General features: G+C 53.7%; 15 protein-coding genes. 11 read left to right on the forward strand and 4 right to left on the reverse strand.

Features of this window, described 5'->3' with window-relative positions; genetic code table 11:
- The first annotated feature begins 24 nt into the window (after window positions 1-24).
- The 10 genes from purA (at window position 25) to KE671_RS01210 (ending at window position 11,689) form a co-directional block, all read left to right on the forward strand.
- A complete protein-coding gene (purA, locus tag KE671_RS01165) occupies window positions 25-1,323 on the forward strand; it encodes an adenylosuccinate synthase (RefSeq protein ID WP_206161369.1) in 1,299 nt (432 codons plus the stop codon).
- Window positions 1,324-1,543: 220 nt separating this feature from the next.
- Window positions 1,544-1,969 carry a nitric oxide-sensing transcriptional repressor NsrR gene (gene nsrR, locus KE671_RS01170; RefSeq protein WP_206161370.1) on the forward strand — a complete coding sequence of 142 codons (426 nt, stop codon included), beginning with the start codon at window positions 1,544-1,546 and terminating at the stop codon, window positions 1,967-1,969.
- Between the two features lie 138 nt (window positions 1,970-2,107).
- Window positions 2,108-4,546: a ribonuclease R gene (gene rnr, locus KE671_RS01175; protein ID WP_206161371.1), complete on the forward strand. Its 2,439-nt coding sequence runs from the start codon at window positions 2,108-2,110 to the stop codon at window positions 4,544-4,546.
- Window positions 4,547-4,756: 210 nt separating this feature from the next.
- On the forward strand, window positions 4,757-5,761 hold the full coding sequence (locus tag KE671_RS01180) for a D-cysteine desulfhydrase (RefSeq protein WP_206161372.1): 1,005 nt from the start codon (window positions 4,757-4,759) through the stop codon (window positions 5,759-5,761).
- On the forward strand, window positions 5,754-6,461 hold the full coding sequence (locus KE671_RS01185; RefSeq protein WP_206161373.1) for an aspartate/glutamate racemase family protein: 708 nt from the start codon (window positions 5,754-5,756) through the stop codon (window positions 6,459-6,461). The genes KE671_RS01180 and KE671_RS01185 overlap by 8 nt, the downstream gene beginning before the upstream one ends.
- Window positions 6,462-6,535: 74 nt before the next feature.
- Complete coding sequence (locus tag KE671_RS01190; RefSeq protein WP_206161374.1) at window positions 6,536-7,537, forward strand: taurine ABC transporter substrate-binding protein; 1,002 nt, start codon at window positions 6,536-6,538, stop codon at window positions 7,535-7,537.
- Window positions 7,534-8,304, forward strand: coding sequence for an ABC transporter permease (locus KE671_RS01195; RefSeq protein ID WP_206161375.1), 771 nt, complete (start codon window positions 7,534-7,536; stop codon window positions 8,302-8,304). Before KE671_RS01190 ends, KE671_RS01195 begins: the two co-directional genes overlap by 4 nt.
- Window positions 8,304-9,080 (forward strand): ABC transporter ATP-binding protein, encoded by a 777-nt coding sequence (locus KE671_RS01200; protein ID WP_206161376.1) that lies wholly within the window; start codon window positions 8,304-8,306, stop codon window positions 9,078-9,080. Before KE671_RS01195 ends, KE671_RS01200 begins: the two co-directional genes overlap by 1 nt.
- 142 nt (window positions 9,081-9,222) lie before the next feature.
- Window positions 9,223-9,954 (forward strand): 23S rRNA (guanosine(2251)-2'-O)-methyltransferase RlmB, encoded by a 732-nt coding sequence (gene rlmB, locus KE671_RS01205; protein ID WP_042321448.1) that lies wholly within the window; start codon window positions 9,223-9,225, stop codon window positions 9,952-9,954.
- 112 nt (window positions 9,955-10,066) lie between these two features.
- Window positions 10,067-11,689 carry an isovaleryl-CoA dehydrogenase gene (locus KE671_RS01210; protein ID WP_206161377.1) on the forward strand — a complete coding sequence of 541 codons (1,623 nt, stop codon included), beginning with the start codon at window positions 10,067-10,069 and terminating at the stop codon, window positions 11,687-11,689.
- Between the two features lie 37 nt (window positions 11,690-11,726).
- On the opposite strand, the gene yjfN is transcribed toward KE671_RS01210, so the two are convergent.
- Together yjfN and bsmA are read right to left on the reverse strand one after the other, a co-directional pair.
- Window positions 11,727-12,002, reverse strand: coding sequence for a DUF1471 family protease activator YjfN (gene yjfN, locus KE671_RS01215; RefSeq protein ID WP_072140690.1), 276 nt, complete (start codon window positions 12,000-12,002; stop codon window positions 11,727-11,729).
- 147 nt (window positions 12,003-12,149) lie between these two features.
- The gene (gene bsmA, locus KE671_RS01220) at window positions 12,150-12,479 is read right to left on the reverse strand and encodes a biofilm peroxide resistance protein BsmA (protein WP_206161378.1); all 330 of its coding nucleotides are present in this window, start codon (window positions 12,477-12,479) and stop codon (window positions 12,150-12,152) included.
- Between the two features lie 182 nt (window positions 12,480-12,661).
- Here bsmA and yjfP point away from each other — a divergent pair, with 182 nt between their 5' ends.
- Complete coding sequence (yjfP, locus tag KE671_RS01225) at window positions 12,662-13,411, forward strand: esterase (RefSeq protein WP_206161379.1); 750 nt, start codon at window positions 12,662-12,664, stop codon at window positions 13,409-13,411.
- Here the strand turns inward: yjfP and ulaR are convergent.
- Both ulaR and ulaG read right to left on the reverse strand, forming a co-directional pair.
- Window positions 13,408-14,163 carry an HTH-type transcriptional regulator UlaR gene (gene ulaR, locus KE671_RS01230; protein WP_206161380.1) on the reverse strand — a complete coding sequence of 252 codons (756 nt, stop codon included), beginning with the start codon at window positions 14,161-14,163 and terminating at the stop codon, window positions 13,408-13,410. The two genes, yjfP and ulaR, sit on opposite strands and share 4 nt — an antisense overlap.
- Before the next feature lie 106 nt (window positions 14,164-14,269).
- Entirely contained in the window at window positions 14,270-15,334 is a 1,065-nt protein-coding gene (gene ulaG, locus KE671_RS01235) for an L-ascorbate 6-phosphate lactonase (protein WP_206161381.1), read from the reverse strand.
- Between the last annotated feature and the right edge of the window lie 102 nt (window positions 15,335-15,436).

A 15,436-nucleotide genomic window follows, 5' to 3' on the forward strand; every position in this document is an offset into this window, starting at 1 on the left:
TTAAGCAAACGGTGATTTTGAAAAATGGGTAACAACGTCGTCGTACTGGGCACCCAATGGGGTGACGAAGGTAAAGGAAAGATCGTCGATCTTCTGACTGAACGGGCTAAATATGTTGTACGCTACCAGGGCGGTCACAACGCAGGCCATACTCTCGTAATCAACGGTGAAAAAACCGTCCTCCATCTTATTCCATCAGGTATTCTCCGCGAGAACGTCATCAGCATCATCGGTAACGGTGTTGTGCTGTCTCCGGCTGCGCTGATGAAAGAGATGAAAGGACTGGAAGATCGTGGTGTTCCTGTTCGCGAGCGTCTGCTGCTGTCTGAAGCATGCCCGCTGATTCTGGACTACCACGTTGCGCTGGATAACGCGCGTGAGAAAGCACGTGGCGCGAAAGCGATCGGCACGACCGGTCGTGGTATCGGGCCGGCTTACGAAGACAAAGTCGCACGTCGCGGTCTGCGCGTTGGCGATCTGTTCGACAAAGCCACCTTCGCTGAAAAACTGAAAGAAGTGATGGAATATCACAACTTCCAGCTGGTTAACTTCTACAAAGTTGACGCGGTTGACTACCAGAAAGTGCTGGATGATGTGATGGCGATTGCCGACATCCTGACCTCTATGGTTGTTGATGTGTCCGATCTGCTGGACCAGGCGCGCAAGCGTGGCGATTTCGTCATGTTCGAAGGCGCACAGGGTACGCTGCTGGATATCGACCACGGTACCTATCCGTACGTAACGTCCTCTAACACCACTGCCGGTGGCGTGGCGACCGGTTCTGGCCTGGGTCCGCGTTATGTGGATTACGTTCTGGGTATCATCAAAGCTTACTCCACGCGTGTGGGGGCGGGTCCGTTCCCGACTGAGCTGTTTGATGACACCGGTGAGTTCCTGTGCAAACAGGGTAACGAATACGGCGCCACTACCGGTCGTCGTCGTCGTACTGGCTGGCTGGACTCCGTTGCGGTGCGTCGCGCTGTACAGATCAACTCCCTGTCCGGCTTCTGCCTGACCAAACTGGACGTACTGGACGGTTTGAAAGAGGTGAAAATCTGTGTAGCTTATCGGATGCCGGATGGCCGTGAAGTGACCACGACTCCGCTGGCGGCGGACGATTGGGAAGGTATCGAGCCGATTTACGAAACCATGCCGGGCTGGTCTGAGTCCACCTTCGGTGTGAAAGAGCGTAGCGGTTTGCCGCAGGCCGCGCTGAACTACATTAAGCGTATCGAAGAACTGACCGGTGTGCCGATTGATATTATTTCAACCGGTCCGGATCGTACTGAGACCATGATTCTGCGTGACCCGTTCGACGCATAATTTTGGTTCGTGGCGCAGTGCCTGATGGCGCTGCGCTTATCAGGCCTACAGAGTGTACCAGGCCGGATAAGACGTAAGACGTCGCCATCCGGCTTAATCGTGCGTTAAATCCTCGCTTTTGTCCTTCTCAAGTGAAATAAATTAGCGGCCTGACAGGCGGCTGGTTTATCATCAATAGAAATAAGATGTATCCCGATTCCCCCTTTTCCCTGAGGTTGATGTGCAGTTAACGAGTTTCACCGATTACGGACTACGAGCGCTAATTTATATGGCATCACTCCCGGAAGGTCGCATGACCAGTATTTCGGAGGTCACGGACGTCTACGGCGTTTCTCGTAATCATATGGTCAAAATAATCAATCAACTTAGCCGGGCGGGCTTTGTAACTGCTATTCGGGGAAAAAATGGCGGGATCCGTTTAGGCAAAGCGGCAAATACCATTCGGATCGGCGACGTCGTGCGCCAACTCGAACCGCTGTCACTGGTGAACTGTAGCAGTGAGTTTTGCCACATCACCCCTGCCTGTCGACTCAAACAGGCGCTTTCTAAGGCTGTGCAAAGTTTTCTGACGGAGCTGGATAACTACACGCTGGCCGATTTGGTTGAAGAGAATCAACCGCTTTATAAATTATTGCTGGTGGAATAATGAAGTCTAAAGTCTTTCACGTCGTATCGCGGCGGCAACTGAGCGACAAATTCGTCAGGAACGAATTTGAACAGCCGCAGGCTGGTCTTCGGTGAAAGACGACGGAATTCCACCGGAGCTGACAATGGAGAAACCTCAATGTCACAAGATCCTTTCCAGGAACGCGAAGCTGAAAAGTACGAAAATCCTATCCCAAGCCGGGAATTTATCCTCGAACATTTAACAAAACGCGAAAAACCGGCCAGCCGCGATGAGCTGGCGGTAGAACTGAATATTGAAGGCGAAGAACAGCATGAGGCCCTGCGCCGTCGTCTGCGCGCGATGGAGCGTGACGGACAGCTGGTCTTCACCCGTCGCCAGTGCTATGCGCTGCCGGAACGTCTCGATCTGCTAAAAGGTACCGTTATTGGCCACCGTGATGGCTACGGCTTTCTGCGCGTCGAAGGACGTAAAGACGATTTATATCTCTCCAGCGAGCAGATGAAAACCTGTATCCATGGCGATCAGGTGCTGGCGCAACCGCTGGGCGCGGATCGTAAAGGTCGCCGCGAAGCGCGTATCGTGCGTATTCTGGTCCCCAAAACCAGCCAGATTGTCGGTCGTTATTTTACCGATGCGGGCGTCGGATTTGTGGTCCCTGATGACAGCCGCCTGAGCTTCGATATTTTGATCCCGCCTGAGGACGTCATGGGCGCACGCATGGGCTTCGTGGTAGTGGTTGAACTCACCCAGCGCCCGACGCGTCGCACCAAAGCCGTGGGTAAAATCGTCGAAGTGCTGGGCGATAACATGGGCACCGGGATGGCTGTCGACATGGCGCTGCGAACCCATGAAATCCCGTATATCTGGCCCGCCGCCGTTGAAAAGCAGGTTGCCGGCCTGAAAGAAGAAGTGCCTGAAGAAGCCAAAGTCGGTCGTGTTGATTTGCGTGATTTGCCGCTGGTCACTATCGACGGCGAAGATGCCCGCGACTTTGATGATGCGGTCTATTGCGAGAAGAAACGCGGTGGCGGCTGGCGTTTATGGGTGGCGATTGCCGACGTGAGTTATTACGTCCGTCCGCCAACACCTCTGGACCAGGAAGCCCGTAATCGCGGCACCTCGGTGTACTTCCCGTCACAGGTAGTGCCAATGCTGCCGGAAGTGCTCTCAAACGGTTTGTGCTCACTGAACCCACAGGTTGACCGTCTGTGCATGGTCTGCGAAATGACTGTATCCACCAAAGGTCGTCTGACGGGGTATAAATTCTATGAAGCGGTGATGAGCTCGCACGCGCGTCTGACCTACACCAAGGTCTGGCATATGTTGCAGGGCGATCAGGATCTGCGCGAGCAGTATGCGCCGCTGGTTAAGCATATCGAGGAGCTACACAATCTCTATAAAGTGCTGGATAAAGCCCGTGAAGAGCGCGGCGGCATCTCGTTTGAGAGTGAAGAAGCGAAGTTCATTTTCAACGCGGAACGCCGAATCGAGCGTATAGAGCAGACTCAACGTAACGATGCGCACAAGCTGATTGAAGAGTGCATGATTTTGGCGAATATTTCGGCGGCGCGTTTCGTCGAGAAAGCCCAGGAGCCCGCGCTGTTCCGTATTCACGACAAGCCGACCACCGAGGCGATCACCTCTTTCCGTTCTGTTCTGGCGGAACTGGGGCTGGAACTGCCGGGCGGCAACAAACCGGAACCGCGTGACTATGCGGAACTGCTGGAATCGGTAGCCGACCGTCCCGATGCTGAAATGCTACAAACCATGCTGCTGCGGTCGATGAAACAGGCGATTTACGATCCGGAAAACCGCGGCCACTTTGGTCTGGCGCTCCAGTCGTATGCGCACTTTACCTCGCCAATCCGTCGTTATCCGGATCTCTCCCTGCACCGCGCCATTAAGTATCTGCTGGCGAAAGAGCAGGGCCATAAGGGCAACACCACCGAGACGGGCGGCTATCACTATTCGATGGAAGAGATGCTGCAACTGGGTCAGCACTGTTCGATGACTGAACGTCGCGCGGATGAAGCAACCCGTGACGTCGCTGACTGGCTGAAGTGCGACTTTATGCTGGATCAGGTTGGCAATATCTTTAAAGGCGTGATTGCCAGCGTCACCGGCTTTGGCTTCTTTGTGCGTCTGGACGAACTGTTCATCGATGGTCTGGTGCATGTCTCCTCGCTGGATAACGACTACTACCGTTTTGACCAGGTGGGGCAACGCCTGACCGGTGAATCGAGCGGTCAGACTTATCGTCTGGGCGATCGCGTGGAAGTGAAGGTCGAAGCTGTGAACATGGATGAGCGTAAAATCGACTTTAGCCTGATCTCCAGCGAGCGTGCGCCGCGTAACGAAGGTAAAACGGCGCGCGAAAGAGCGAAGAAAGGCGATGCAGGCAATAAAACCGGGCGTCGTCGTCAGGTCGGCAAAAAAGTGAATTTCGAGCCTGACAGCGCGTTCCGCGGCGAGAAGAAGCAAAAGCCAAAGGCGGCGAAGAAAGAGGCCAGAAAAGCGAAAAAGCCTTCTGAGAAAACGCAAAAAATAGCGGCGGCGACAAAAGCAAAGCGCGCAGCTAAAAAGAAACCCGCTTAGTCATCGTTTCTAATAACCCCTTCCATGCGGAGGGGTTATTCTTTTTTGTCGTAAGTCATTCCACAAAAATATATGTAATCCCGTCAACGCTCCTTTTCTCTTACTTATTCATTTTTCAGTAATCGTTATTTATTCTTTTTGATTAGCCATCTTCGACAGATGTGTATAGTGAATTTCACTTTTTAAAATCCTTAATAGCAAGGAGCACTTATGCATCTGGCTCGTTTCCCAAGAGTTTCTCTGGGCCATTTCCCCACGCCGCTGGAACCGCTAAATAATTTAAGTAAATTATTAGGTGGCCCTCAAATATGGATTAAACGTGACGACGCGACAGGCCTGGCAAGCGGCGGGAATAAAACCCGCAAGCTGGAGTTTCTTCTGGCAGAGGCACTGGAGAAAAAAGCCGATGTGGTCATTACCCAAGGGGCGACACAATCAAACCATGTCCGTCAGACAATTGCAGGTGCGGCAAAGCTTGGATTAAAAGCGAAAGCGCTGTTGGAAAAACGCGTGACTGATTTTGGTGAAGATTATCAGCGTTCGGGCAATGTGTTACTCGATAACTTGCTGGGAGGGGAAATCGTTGCCCATCTGCCTGGTGGCACGGATATGCAGCAGGCGATGGAAGAATATGCCGCAACGTTGCGTGAGCAAGGGTACAACCCGTATGTCATTCCGGGAGGCGGGTCAAACCCAACGGGGGCGCTGGGTTATGTTGCCTGTGCAGAAGAGCTACTGTATCAGTCATCCGAACGCCGACTGCGTATTGATCATGTCGTCCATGCCACGGGCAGTACCGGTACGCAGGCGGGATTAGTGGCGGGCTTTACGGCAACCCACAGCCCTATTCCCGTGCTGGGTATCAGCGTGCGCGCACCTAAAGCAAAACAGGAAGAGAACGTGTGGAATCTGGCTTCTCGCACGCTGGAACGGCTTGGTGTGCCGGGAGCGTTGTCACGTCACGCGGTCATGGTGAATAGTGATTATGTTGGCGATGGGTACGGTTTGCCGACGGAAGGGACACTGGAAGCGCTGACGTTGCTGGCTCGCCATGAAGGTATTTTGCTTGATCCCGTTTACTCCGCAAAAGGGATGGCGGGGTTGATTGACCTGATTCGTAAAGGTCACTTCCGACGGGATGAGAACATTGTCTTTATCCATACCGGGGGATCCGCGGGGCTATTTGGTTACCGACAGGCGCTGGAACATGGCTAAGCCATTCCTGCTTGGCGTGCTGGGGGGAATGGGGCCCCTTGCGACGCTGAACTTTCAACGTCGCTTGCTGGACGCTACGCCTGCGCAACGCGATCAGCAGCAGATCCCCATGGTCGTCTGGAATGTGCCACAAATCGCAGATCGCCAGCAAGCGCTGGCAGGAACAGGACCGTCACCCCTTCCACAATTGCTATACGGTATCAGGATGTTAAATCAGGCGGGAGCAAGCCATATTGCAATCCCTTGTAATACGGCACACCACTGGTATGACGCGCTCAGTGAAGTGAGCAACGCGCCCATCCTGCATATCGTTGAGGCCACGCTGGACGCACTGGCTCAGTCTGATGACAAACCTTCGCGAGTGGGTATTATCGCGACAAAAGGTACGCTGGATGCGGGCTGGTATCAGCGCAGCCTGGCAGCGCAAGGCATTGAGACGCTGGAGCCAACAGCAGAGGAACTGACACAGTGGTTCGTGCCTGGTTGTTATGCCGTCAAACGCGGCGCGCTGGTTGAAGGCGGGGAGCTGCTGGCGCGACAGGCGAATGCACTGTTTGAGCGCGGCGCGCAAAAGCTGGTGCTGGCCTGCACAGAAGTGCCTGTTGCGCTTGAGGCGATCAATACTCCCTTTCACCATCTGACGTATGACCCGGCTCAGGCACTGGCGGAACGATGTTCGCAGTTATGGCAAATTCAATAACGTCTTAAATAAATTTAGGTGTAGTCCGCTACGATGCCGGACTCAATATTCGGATTCATCAAAGGATAAATAAAATGAAGAAAAGTCTCTTATTATTAATGGCCGTGGGTGGGTTGTGGGCAAATATGAGTTTTGCTGAAACACCAACTGAAGTCCGTGTGGCATATAGCGGTGGTTCTCAGGTATTAATGTTGGCAAAAGCGGATGGTTCTCTGGATAAAGCCTTAAACACCAAAGTGCAATGGGTGCAATTTGCTTCAGGGGCTGATGCGTTGAATTATTTCGCCAGCAATGCGATTGATATTGCCAATTTTGGTTCCAGTCCGGCGACGGCAGGTATTGTACGTAAATTACCGGTAGAGATTATTGGTATTTCAGGGGTGATCGCCAGCTATGAGCGTTTGATTGGAAAAGACGGCATTGTAAACATCAAGGATATCGAGGGTAAACGCGTCGGCTATCCGCCAAATTCGACGGCGCAGTATGCCCTCGAAGCCGCGATCAGCGTGAATAAGCTGGATCGAAGCAAAATAACGCTGTTACCCCTGCGCCCGGCTGAGATGGTAGCAGCCTGGAAACGCGGTGATATTGATGCTGGGTACGTCTGGGCGCCGTTTGCTCAGGAACTGGAGGCCTCGGGCGGACATCAGGTTTTTGCGACCAAAGATCTGCAAAAAGATGGCTATCTGATTTACAACAACTATGTGGTGCGTAAAGCCTTTGCTGAGCAGTATCCAGACGCGGTGACCGCGTTTCTGCGCGTACATCAGCAGAAAGTGGATGAGTTCAAAAACGATCCGGAACGTGCTGCTGGAATTGTCGCCAACGAGGTCGGTGCGCCCGTTACCACGGCTGCAAATACCCTCGGCGGACTGGAATATCCCACTCTTGCCCAGCAAGGGACGGCAGACTGGTTGGGGAACGGTACTCAAACCACTGACAGTGGTATTGGCAAAGCGTTGAGCAAAACCTCCCATTTCCTTGCCGGTATTGGTGAGATCCGTAAGCGTGATATTCCAGCTAATTGGGATGCGGCGATTGATTCCCGTTACATTCGCGAAGCGGCAGCACAATGAGATTACGTCAGCATATCGCCATCAGTGTGTTGTCGGTGGTGGTTTTCTTTATCGTCTGGCAGCTAGCGGCGACACGGCAATGGGTCGACCCGCTTCTGCTACCGTCTCTGACCGATATTGGTCTGACAACGGAAGAACTGATGGCGGACGGTTACCGTCAGGTGCCGCTGTGGGAACATATTGCGGTTAGCCTGGCGCGTGCGCTGAGTGCGTTTGCGGTGGCAATAGCGGTTGGTATTCCTCTGGGTCTGTTGATGGGGCTATCGGATGGGCTGGCTGCGGTACTCAATCCTTTTGTTCAGTTTCTGCGCCCTCTGCCAAAAATCGCGCTGATCCCGCTGGCCGTGGTCTGGTTGGGCATCGGCGAGGCATCGAAATTTTTCCTGATCTTTATTGCCACGTTTTTGAGCGTAGTGGTTGGCGCTTCGGCGGCCGTTGATCGCATTGGGCGTTCGCGGATTCGCGTGGCGCAAACGCTCGGAGCTACACGCAAGCAGATCTTTATGCGCGTGGTATTACCCGACGCGTTACCGGATCTCTTCACAACGGTCAGACTTTCCATTGGTATTGGCTGGACATCACTGATTGCCGCCGAGATGGTTGCAGCTAGTTCTGGTCTGGGCTGGATGGTGATCAACGCCAGCTCTTATTTGCGCACTGATATCGTTATGCTGGGCATTTTGCTTCTGGGCGGTATTGGATACTTGCTGGATTTGTTGTTGCTGGGGTTACAGCGTCTGACTGTGCCCTGGGCGGGGAAAGAATAATGAGTGCGATTACCCTGGAAAATGTCTCGCTCTCCTTTGCGGCAAAACCGCAGCCGTTTAGGGTGCTGGAAGACATTAATCTGTCGTTAAGCCGCGGTGAGTTTGTGGTCCTGCTTGGCCCTTCCGGCTGTGGGAAATCAACCATCCTGAACCTGGTCGCTGGATTTACTCAACCGGATCGGGGACGGGTGGTAGCGGCGGGAAAATCGGTAAAACAGCCTGGCCCGGATCGCGGTATGATCTTTCAGCAACCCAATCTTTTCCCGTGGCTCTCGGTGCTGGAAAACGTCACCTTTGGCCCTCGTTTGGGTAAACATCGCAAAGACGAAACTAACGCCCTGGCACAGGCATGGCTGGAACGCGTGGGGCTGAAAGGTTTCGAACATCACGCGCCCTGGCAGCTTTCTGGCGGTATGAAGCAGCGCGTGGCACTGGCCCGTGCCTGGCTTCCGGGACCGGAAGTGCTACTGCTTGATGAACCCTTTGGCGCGCTGGATGCGCAAACCCGGCTGATGATGCAAGAATTATTGCGTGAGGCCTGGCTGTCCACGGGCACCACGTTACTGTTCGTTACCCACGATGTAGAAGAGGCGCTCTTTCTGGCAGACCGTATTCTGATCATGTCGGCAAAACCGGGAAAAATCGTCGACGAGATTAGTCTGCCCTTTGGGCGGGAACGGGATATTGAAACCCTTGCTGAACACCCCTCGTATAGCGAGATCAAGCATCACGTCATGCATCGGGTTCGTCAGGAGGCGAAGCGGCATTTACGTTAATAAGCGGTTTAAATGACGGTGCCGGGTGGCGGTTAAGGCTGACAGGGTCGATTTGAACGCCGGGTCGGTTATAATGGGGGCATGTGAGTTCTCTCACGGCTTAATTTAACCCGGCGCACACCGCCCAAAACGAGTAAGTTCAATGAGTGAAATGATTTACGGCATCCATGCGGTGCAGGCCCTGCTGGAGCGTGCTCCTGAACGTTTTCAGGATGTCTTTATTCTCAAAGGCCGTGAAGATAAACGCCTGCTGCCGCTGATCCATGCCCTTGAAGCACAGGGCGTGGTCATCCAACTGGCAAACCGTCAGTTTCTGGATGAGAAAAGCGAAGGGGCCGTACATCAGGGCATCATCGCCCGCGTGAAGCCGGGTCGTCAGTATCAGGAAAACGATCTACCGGATCTGATTGCCTCGCTGGATCAACCTTTCCTGCTGATCCTTGATGGCGTTACCGATCCGCATAACCTCGGCGCCTGTTTGCGTAGCGCCGATGCTGCTGGCGTCAATGCGGTGATTGTACCGAAAGATCGCTCCGCGCAACTGAATGCGACGGCGAAGAAAGTTGCCTGCGGCGCAGCGGAAAGCGTCCCATTGATCCGGGTGACAAACCTGGCACGTACCATGCGTATGCTGCAGGAAGAGAATATCTGGATTGTCGGTACGGCGGGTGAAGCTGACCATACCCTCTATCAAAGTAAAATGACCGGCCGTATGGCGTTGGTGATGGGGGCGGAAGGTGAGGGGATGCGTCGCCTGACGCGTGAACATTGCGACGAGCTCATCAGCATTCCCATGGCCGGAAGTGTTTCTTCGCTCAACGTTTCTGTCGCCACAGGCATCTGTTTGTTCGAGGCTGTGCGACAGCGCAGCTAATCGATTATTCCCGAAGCCATCCACAGGATGGCTTTTTTGTGTCCCCCTTTCCAGGCATTCTCCCCGCAGACTGACCATACTAATTGAGATGCCATTGAAGGAGGGAGACACAATGCACTGGCAAACGCACACCGTTTTTAATCAGCCGTTACCCCTGAATAACAGCAATCTGTTCCTGTCGGATGGCGCGCTCCGCGAAGCCGTGGCGCGTGAAGGGGGAGGATGGGACAGCGAACTTCTCGCCAGTATCGGCCAACAACTTGGCACTGCGGAATCCCTTGAACTGGGGAGACTGGCAAACGCCTGGCCGCCGGAACTGCTACGTTACGATCCACAGGGGCAGCGTCTGGACGATGTTCGCTTTCATCCGGCGTGGCATCTGCTGATGCAGGGCCTGTGCGCTAATCGCGTGCATAATCTGCCCTGGATGGAAGATGCGCGCGCCGGATCGTTTGTCGCCCGGGCGGCGCGCTTTATCTTGCATGCGCAGGTGGAGGCCGGCACGTTATGCCCCATCACCATGACTTTTGCCGCGACACCATTATTGCAGCAGATGTTGCCCGCCGTATTTGCCGACTGGCAAATACCGTTACACAGCGATCGCTATGATTCGCACCTTACGCCGGGGGGGCAGAAACGAGGCCTGCTGATCGGCATGGGGATGACGGAAAAACAGGGGGGTTCAGACGTGTTGAGCAACACCACTCGCGCCGAGCGTCTGGAGGATGGTTCATATCGGCTGGTGGGGCATAAATGGTTTTTCTCTGTGCCGCAAAGTGATGCCCATCTGGTACTGGCGCAGGCTAAAGGTGGGCTCTCCTGCTTCTTTGTGCCACGCTTTTTACCTGACGGCCAGCGCAATGCGATCCGACTTGAGCGGCTGAAAGACAAGCTGGGGAATCGTTCCAATGCCAGTGCGGAAGTTGAATTTCAGGATGCCATCGGTTGGCTTCTTGGTGATGAGGGTGAGGGCGTTCGTCATATTCTTAAGATGGGCGGCCTGACGCGCTTTGACTGCGCGCTTGGCAGCCACGGACTGATGCGCCGTGCCTTCTCGGTGGCGATTTACCATGCGCATCAGCGGCAGGTGTTCGGCAAGCCGCTGATTGAGCAACCGATGATGCGTCAGGTGTTAAGCCGCATGGCGCTCCAGCTTGAAGGGCAAACCGCGTTATTGTTTCGTCTGGCACGCGCCTGGGATCGGCGTAGCGATGCCAAAGAGCGACTCTGGGCGCGTCTTTTCACTCCCGCCGCAAAATTTGCCGTTTGTAAAGGCGGTATTCCGTTCGTGGCGGAGGCGATGGAAGTGCTCGGTGGCGCAGGATATTGCGAAGAGAGCGAACTGCCGCGACTGTACCGGGAAATGCCGGTCAACAGTATCTGGGAAGGATCCGGTAACGTCATGTGTCTCGACGTCTTGCGGGTGATCAACAAGCAAACCGGCGTCGATGAGATGCTGAGCGAGGCGTTCTCCGACGTCAGGGGGCAAGACAGACACTTTGATCGCGCGGTGCGCCAGCTTCTGCCGCGACTGCGCAAACCCTCCGAAGAGTGGGGGCGCGAGATCACCCAGCAAATTTTCCTGCTGGGATGCGCAATGGAAATGTTACGGCACGCGTCACCGCCTGTTGCCCAGGCATGGTGTCAGATGATGCTGGATACGCGCGGTGGGATGTTGTTATCAGAACGGGTACAGGATGCGCTGCTGCTGCGGGCGACGGGGGGATTGCGCTGATACGTTGCCGGATGTGCTTGCGCCATCCGGCAATCTGTTACGCGTAGAGTATGGCTTGTACGCGCCAGTTATCAGGTTGCTGTTCTTCATACATCTGAATAATGCGATACCATGACGCGCCTTGTTCATCGGCTTTTAACGCGACAATACGCTCCACATCCTGTGGGTTCCCGGAAATATTACTGACAGAGATCAGGCCAATTTCATTGAGGCCAGTCACGCAATCCGCACTCGCGAATTCGGCAGACTGCGCCGTCGTACTCACCAGTCCAGCAGTTAACAGCAGTGAGGATAAGGCAAGAGATTGTTTCATCGTCAGCTCCATTTTACGTTTCCCCGCAATGTGCAGGGCATTCCATCGCCGAAATAAACGTCCAGCCTCCTGCTGTCGGTTTATTGTGCACAGGTAAACGTATAGAGGCGTAAAGCTACGTGAAATTGGCTTAAATTCCATCAATGACTATTTACGATATAAGATGGCCTGCGAATACCACTGACCCGTCACGATGGTTTCATCAACCATGACAACAACGTAATAATCGGCTTTCGCTGCGGCGGCTTTCGCTCTGACTTCATCAACTGCATCATCCGGAGAGCCTCTGACCAGAGAGGTTACGGTTCCCATTCGCAGCAACCCTTGTGTTTGATCGCGACGAATTTCCTGCGGATGAGCGGCGACGGGCGGTGCGGGCTGCGGCGTTCCCTGGAGAATGCTACATCCACTTAACAGCATTACCAACATCAAAGAGGTAAACCGACGCATTACTCTATCTCGTTTCCTGATAGCCATAGTGTAGTGCCTTATTAATTTCCCTTTGGGGGAATGTTCCCAAAATGTTACCTTCCGCGCGATTTTCGAATGAAAATGTCGTGAAAGCGTAATCCAGTTCTCAACATTATGAATCGTTGTTGAACACGTCACCTTGTTTAATAATGTGACCCATGGCATACCAGAGCCAAAAGGGGTCGCAAATGATTGAAATTGAAACACGTCAACTGATGGAGCATCACCTGCTTCATGCCTTTCCTTCGGGGCAACGCAACACACCTTTGCCGTGTATAGTTTTCTATCACGGGTTTACCTCTTCCAGCCTGGTCTACAGCTATTTTGCCGTGGCGCTGGCGCAGGCCGGATTTCGGGTCATTATGCCAGACGCTGCCGAGCATGGAGCGCGTTTCAACGGCGACGAACAGGCGAGAATGGGCCACTTTTGGCAGATTTTGCAGCAGAGCATGCAGGAATTTACGGCGTTGCATGCGGCACTGCGCGCAGAACACTGGCTGCTGGAGGAACGTCTTGCGGTCGGCGGCGCATCGATGGGGGCAATGACTGCGCTGGGGATCATGACTCGTCATCCGGACGTGAAATGTGTTGCCAGCCTGATGGGATCGGGATATTTCACCCGCCTGGCACAGACCTTGTTTCCTCCTTTGCCTCTGGAAACGCCGGAACAGGAACAGGCATTCCGGCATATTATCGCGCCACTGGCAAAATGGGAGGTGTCGCAGCAGCTTGAGCGACTGGCCGACAGACCGCTTTTGTTATGGCATGGCCAGGATGATGATGTGGTCCCGGCGGCGGAAAGTTTCCGTTTACAGCAGGCAATGATTCAGGCCGGTCTGGACCACAATCTTACCTGTCAGTGGCAAGCGGGCGTGCGTCATCGTATTACGCCCGAAGCCCTGGCCGCAACGGTGTCGTTTTTCCGTCAGCATCTCTAGACGCGCAGAATGCTAACGCCCTGAGTTTCTAGCTGTTTCAGGATCTCAGGGTTAGCATTTTTGCCGGTGATGAGCATGTCGATCTGGTCCGCGCGGCTGAACAACATCCCTGCCCGCTCGCCGACTTTACTGCTGTCGACCAGAACCACCAGTTTACCGACTACACTCAGCATTTTCTGCTCAGCCATGGCGGTCAGCATATCGGTTTTATACAGTCCGTCCGCGGTTAACCCTTTACCGCTGGTAAACATCCAGTGTCCGGCATACAAACTATTTTCACTGCCTTGCGGGCTAAGCGTGATGGACTGGCTTTTGTTGTATTGCCCTCCCATGATGATCACGCTGTCATGCTCCTGGTCGATCAGATAGTTCGCCAGAGGCAGATAATTGGTGATGATTTGCACCGGCTTACCGCACATTTCGCGGCCCAACAGGAAGGCGGTCGATCCGCAGTTGATCACCACGCTTTCACCCGCACTCACAAGCTGGGATGCCGCCTTGGCAATACGAACTTTTTCATCGTGGTTCTGCGCCTGGTGCAGATTCATAGGCGTCCAGCGCGGACGCTGCTGGGTAATGGCCTCTGCGCCGTTGCGGACTTTCTTGAGTTTGCCGCTTTCGTCGAGTTTGTTGATGTCCCGACGTGCTGTGGCGGGTGAAATCCCCAGACGCTCAATTACGTTCTCAACGGTAACAAAGCCCAACTGCGCGAGCATTTCCAGCAATATTTGATGTCTTTGTGCTTCAGTCATGAGCTATTCCGATACAAATTGATTTGAAAAGATGATATTTGAAATAGCCTGGAAATACTAAAGTAAAAAGGAAAAAAAAGCCGGGATAGCCCGGCATTTGTGTGGATCACAAGAAGGATTTAAACGGTAAATCCGGTTCTATCGTGAAGCAGTCATCAAAGCCACGCGGATAGTGATATTCAAAGTTATCTTTGTCCAGCGGCCAGGTAAACTTGCCGCCGACCTGCCAGATAAACGGCTTAAAGCCATATTTCAGTCGATCTTTTTTCATCTCCCACAGCATGCGGATCTCCTGAGGGTCGGCCTGGAAGTTTGACCAGATGTCATGATGGAAAGGGATCACCACTTTTGTATTCAGCGCTTCCGCCATACGCAGCATGTCGGAGCTGGTCATTTTGTCCGTAATCCCACGCGGATTCTCACCGTAGGAGCCGAGCGCAACGTCGATCTGGTGCTCGTTGCCATGCTTTGCATAGTAGTTGGAGTAGTGCGAGTCTCCGCTGTGGTACAGCGTACCGCCCGGCGTTTTGAAGAGGTAGTTTACCGCGCGAGCATCCATACCATCCGGCAGCACGCCTGCCGCTTTTTGATCGGCTGGGAGTGTGATCAATGCCGTACGATCAAACGCGTCAAGCGCATGAATTTCAATATCTTTCACTTTCACCACATCGCCTGGTTTTACCACGATACAGCGTGCTTTCGGTACCCCCCAGCCGATCCACAGATCCACACAGGTTTGCGGCCCGATAAATGGCACGTCATCGGCGCAGTTCTGCATGACGGCGGCCGCGACATTCACGTCAATGTGATCGTTATGATCGTGCGTCGCCAGCACCGCATCGATCTGTCGAATTGCAAACGGATCAAGAACAAACGGCGTAGTGCGCAGGTTAGGCTGCAGCTTCTTCACCCCTGCCATACGTTGCATCTGGTGACCGGTTTTCATCAACGGGTTACCGTGGCTTTGTTTACCCGTTCCGCACCAGAAATCGACGCAGATGTTAGTCCCACCTTCCGACTTCAGCCAGATGCCGGTACAGCCAAGCCACCACATAGCGAAAGTGCCCGGTGCGACCTGTTCCTGTTCGATCTCTTCATTCAGCCAGCTTCCCCACTCCGGGAAAGTGCTCAGGATCCATGATTCACGCGTGATGCTTTTTACTTTACTCATCGCATTTACCTTCATGTTTGTTCAAGTTGAATCAATTAGTGATTTGTTTTGATTGATATTGACATCATTTTATCAAGAAGGCAATGCGTTGATTTTTGGTAT

It is taken from the genome of Citrobacter amalonaticus (assembly GCF_018252635.1).
GTDB classification, from domain to species: domain Bacteria; phylum Pseudomonadota; class Gammaproteobacteria; order Enterobacterales; family Enterobacteriaceae; genus Citrobacter_A; species Citrobacter_A amalonaticus_E.

Bases quoted from the DNA above. Each gene is read 5' to 3' on its own strand.
- ulaG (WP_206161381.1), bottom strand. From the start codon at position 15,334: ATGAGTAAAGTAAAAAGCATCACGCGTGAATCATGGATCCTGAGCACT.
- ulaR (WP_206161380.1), bottom strand. From the start codon at position 14,163: ATGACTGAAGCACAAAGACATCAAATATTGCTGGAAATGCTCGCGCAG.
- yjfN (WP_072140690.1), bottom strand. From the start codon at position 12,002: ATGAAACAATCTCTTGCCTTATCCTCACTGCTGTTAACTGCTGGACTG.
- purA (WP_206161369.1), top strand. From the start codon at position 25: ATGGGTAACAACGTCGTCGTACTGGGCACCCAATGGGGTGACGAAGGT.
- rlmB (WP_042321448.1), top strand. From the start codon at position 9,223: ATGAGTGAAATGATTTACGGCATCCATGCGGTGCAGGCCCTGCTGGAG.
- KE671_RS01185 (WP_206161373.1), top strand. From the start codon at position 5,754: ATGGCTAAGCCATTCCTGCTTGGCGTGCTGGGGGGAATGGGGCCCCTT.
- KE671_RS01190 (WP_206161374.1), top strand. From the start codon at position 6,536: ATGAAGAAAAGTCTCTTATTATTAATGGCCGTGGGTGGGTTGTGGGCA.
- bsmA (WP_206161378.1), bottom strand. From the start codon at position 12,479: ATGGCTATCAGGAAACGAGATAGAGTAATGCGTCGGTTTACCTCTTTG.
- rnr (WP_206161371.1), top strand. From the start codon at position 2,108: ATGTCACAAGATCCTTTCCAGGAACGCGAAGCTGAAAAGTACGAAAAT.
- yjfP (WP_206161379.1), top strand. From the start codon at position 12,662: ATGATTGAAATTGAAACACGTCAACTGATGGAGCATCACCTGCTTCAT.
- KE671_RS01195 (WP_206161375.1), top strand. From the start codon at position 7,534: ATGAGATTACGTCAGCATATCGCCATCAGTGTGTTGTCGGTGGTGGTT.
- KE671_RS01180 (WP_206161372.1), top strand. From the start codon at position 4,757: ATGCATCTGGCTCGTTTCCCAAGAGTTTCTCTGGGCCATTTCCCCACG.
- KE671_RS01210 (WP_206161377.1), top strand. From the start codon at position 10,067: ATGCACTGGCAAACGCACACCGTTTTTAATCAGCCGTTACCCCTGAAT.
- KE671_RS01200 (WP_206161376.1), top strand. From the start codon at position 8,304: ATGAGTGCGATTACCCTGGAAAATGTCTCGCTCTCCTTTGCGGCAAAA.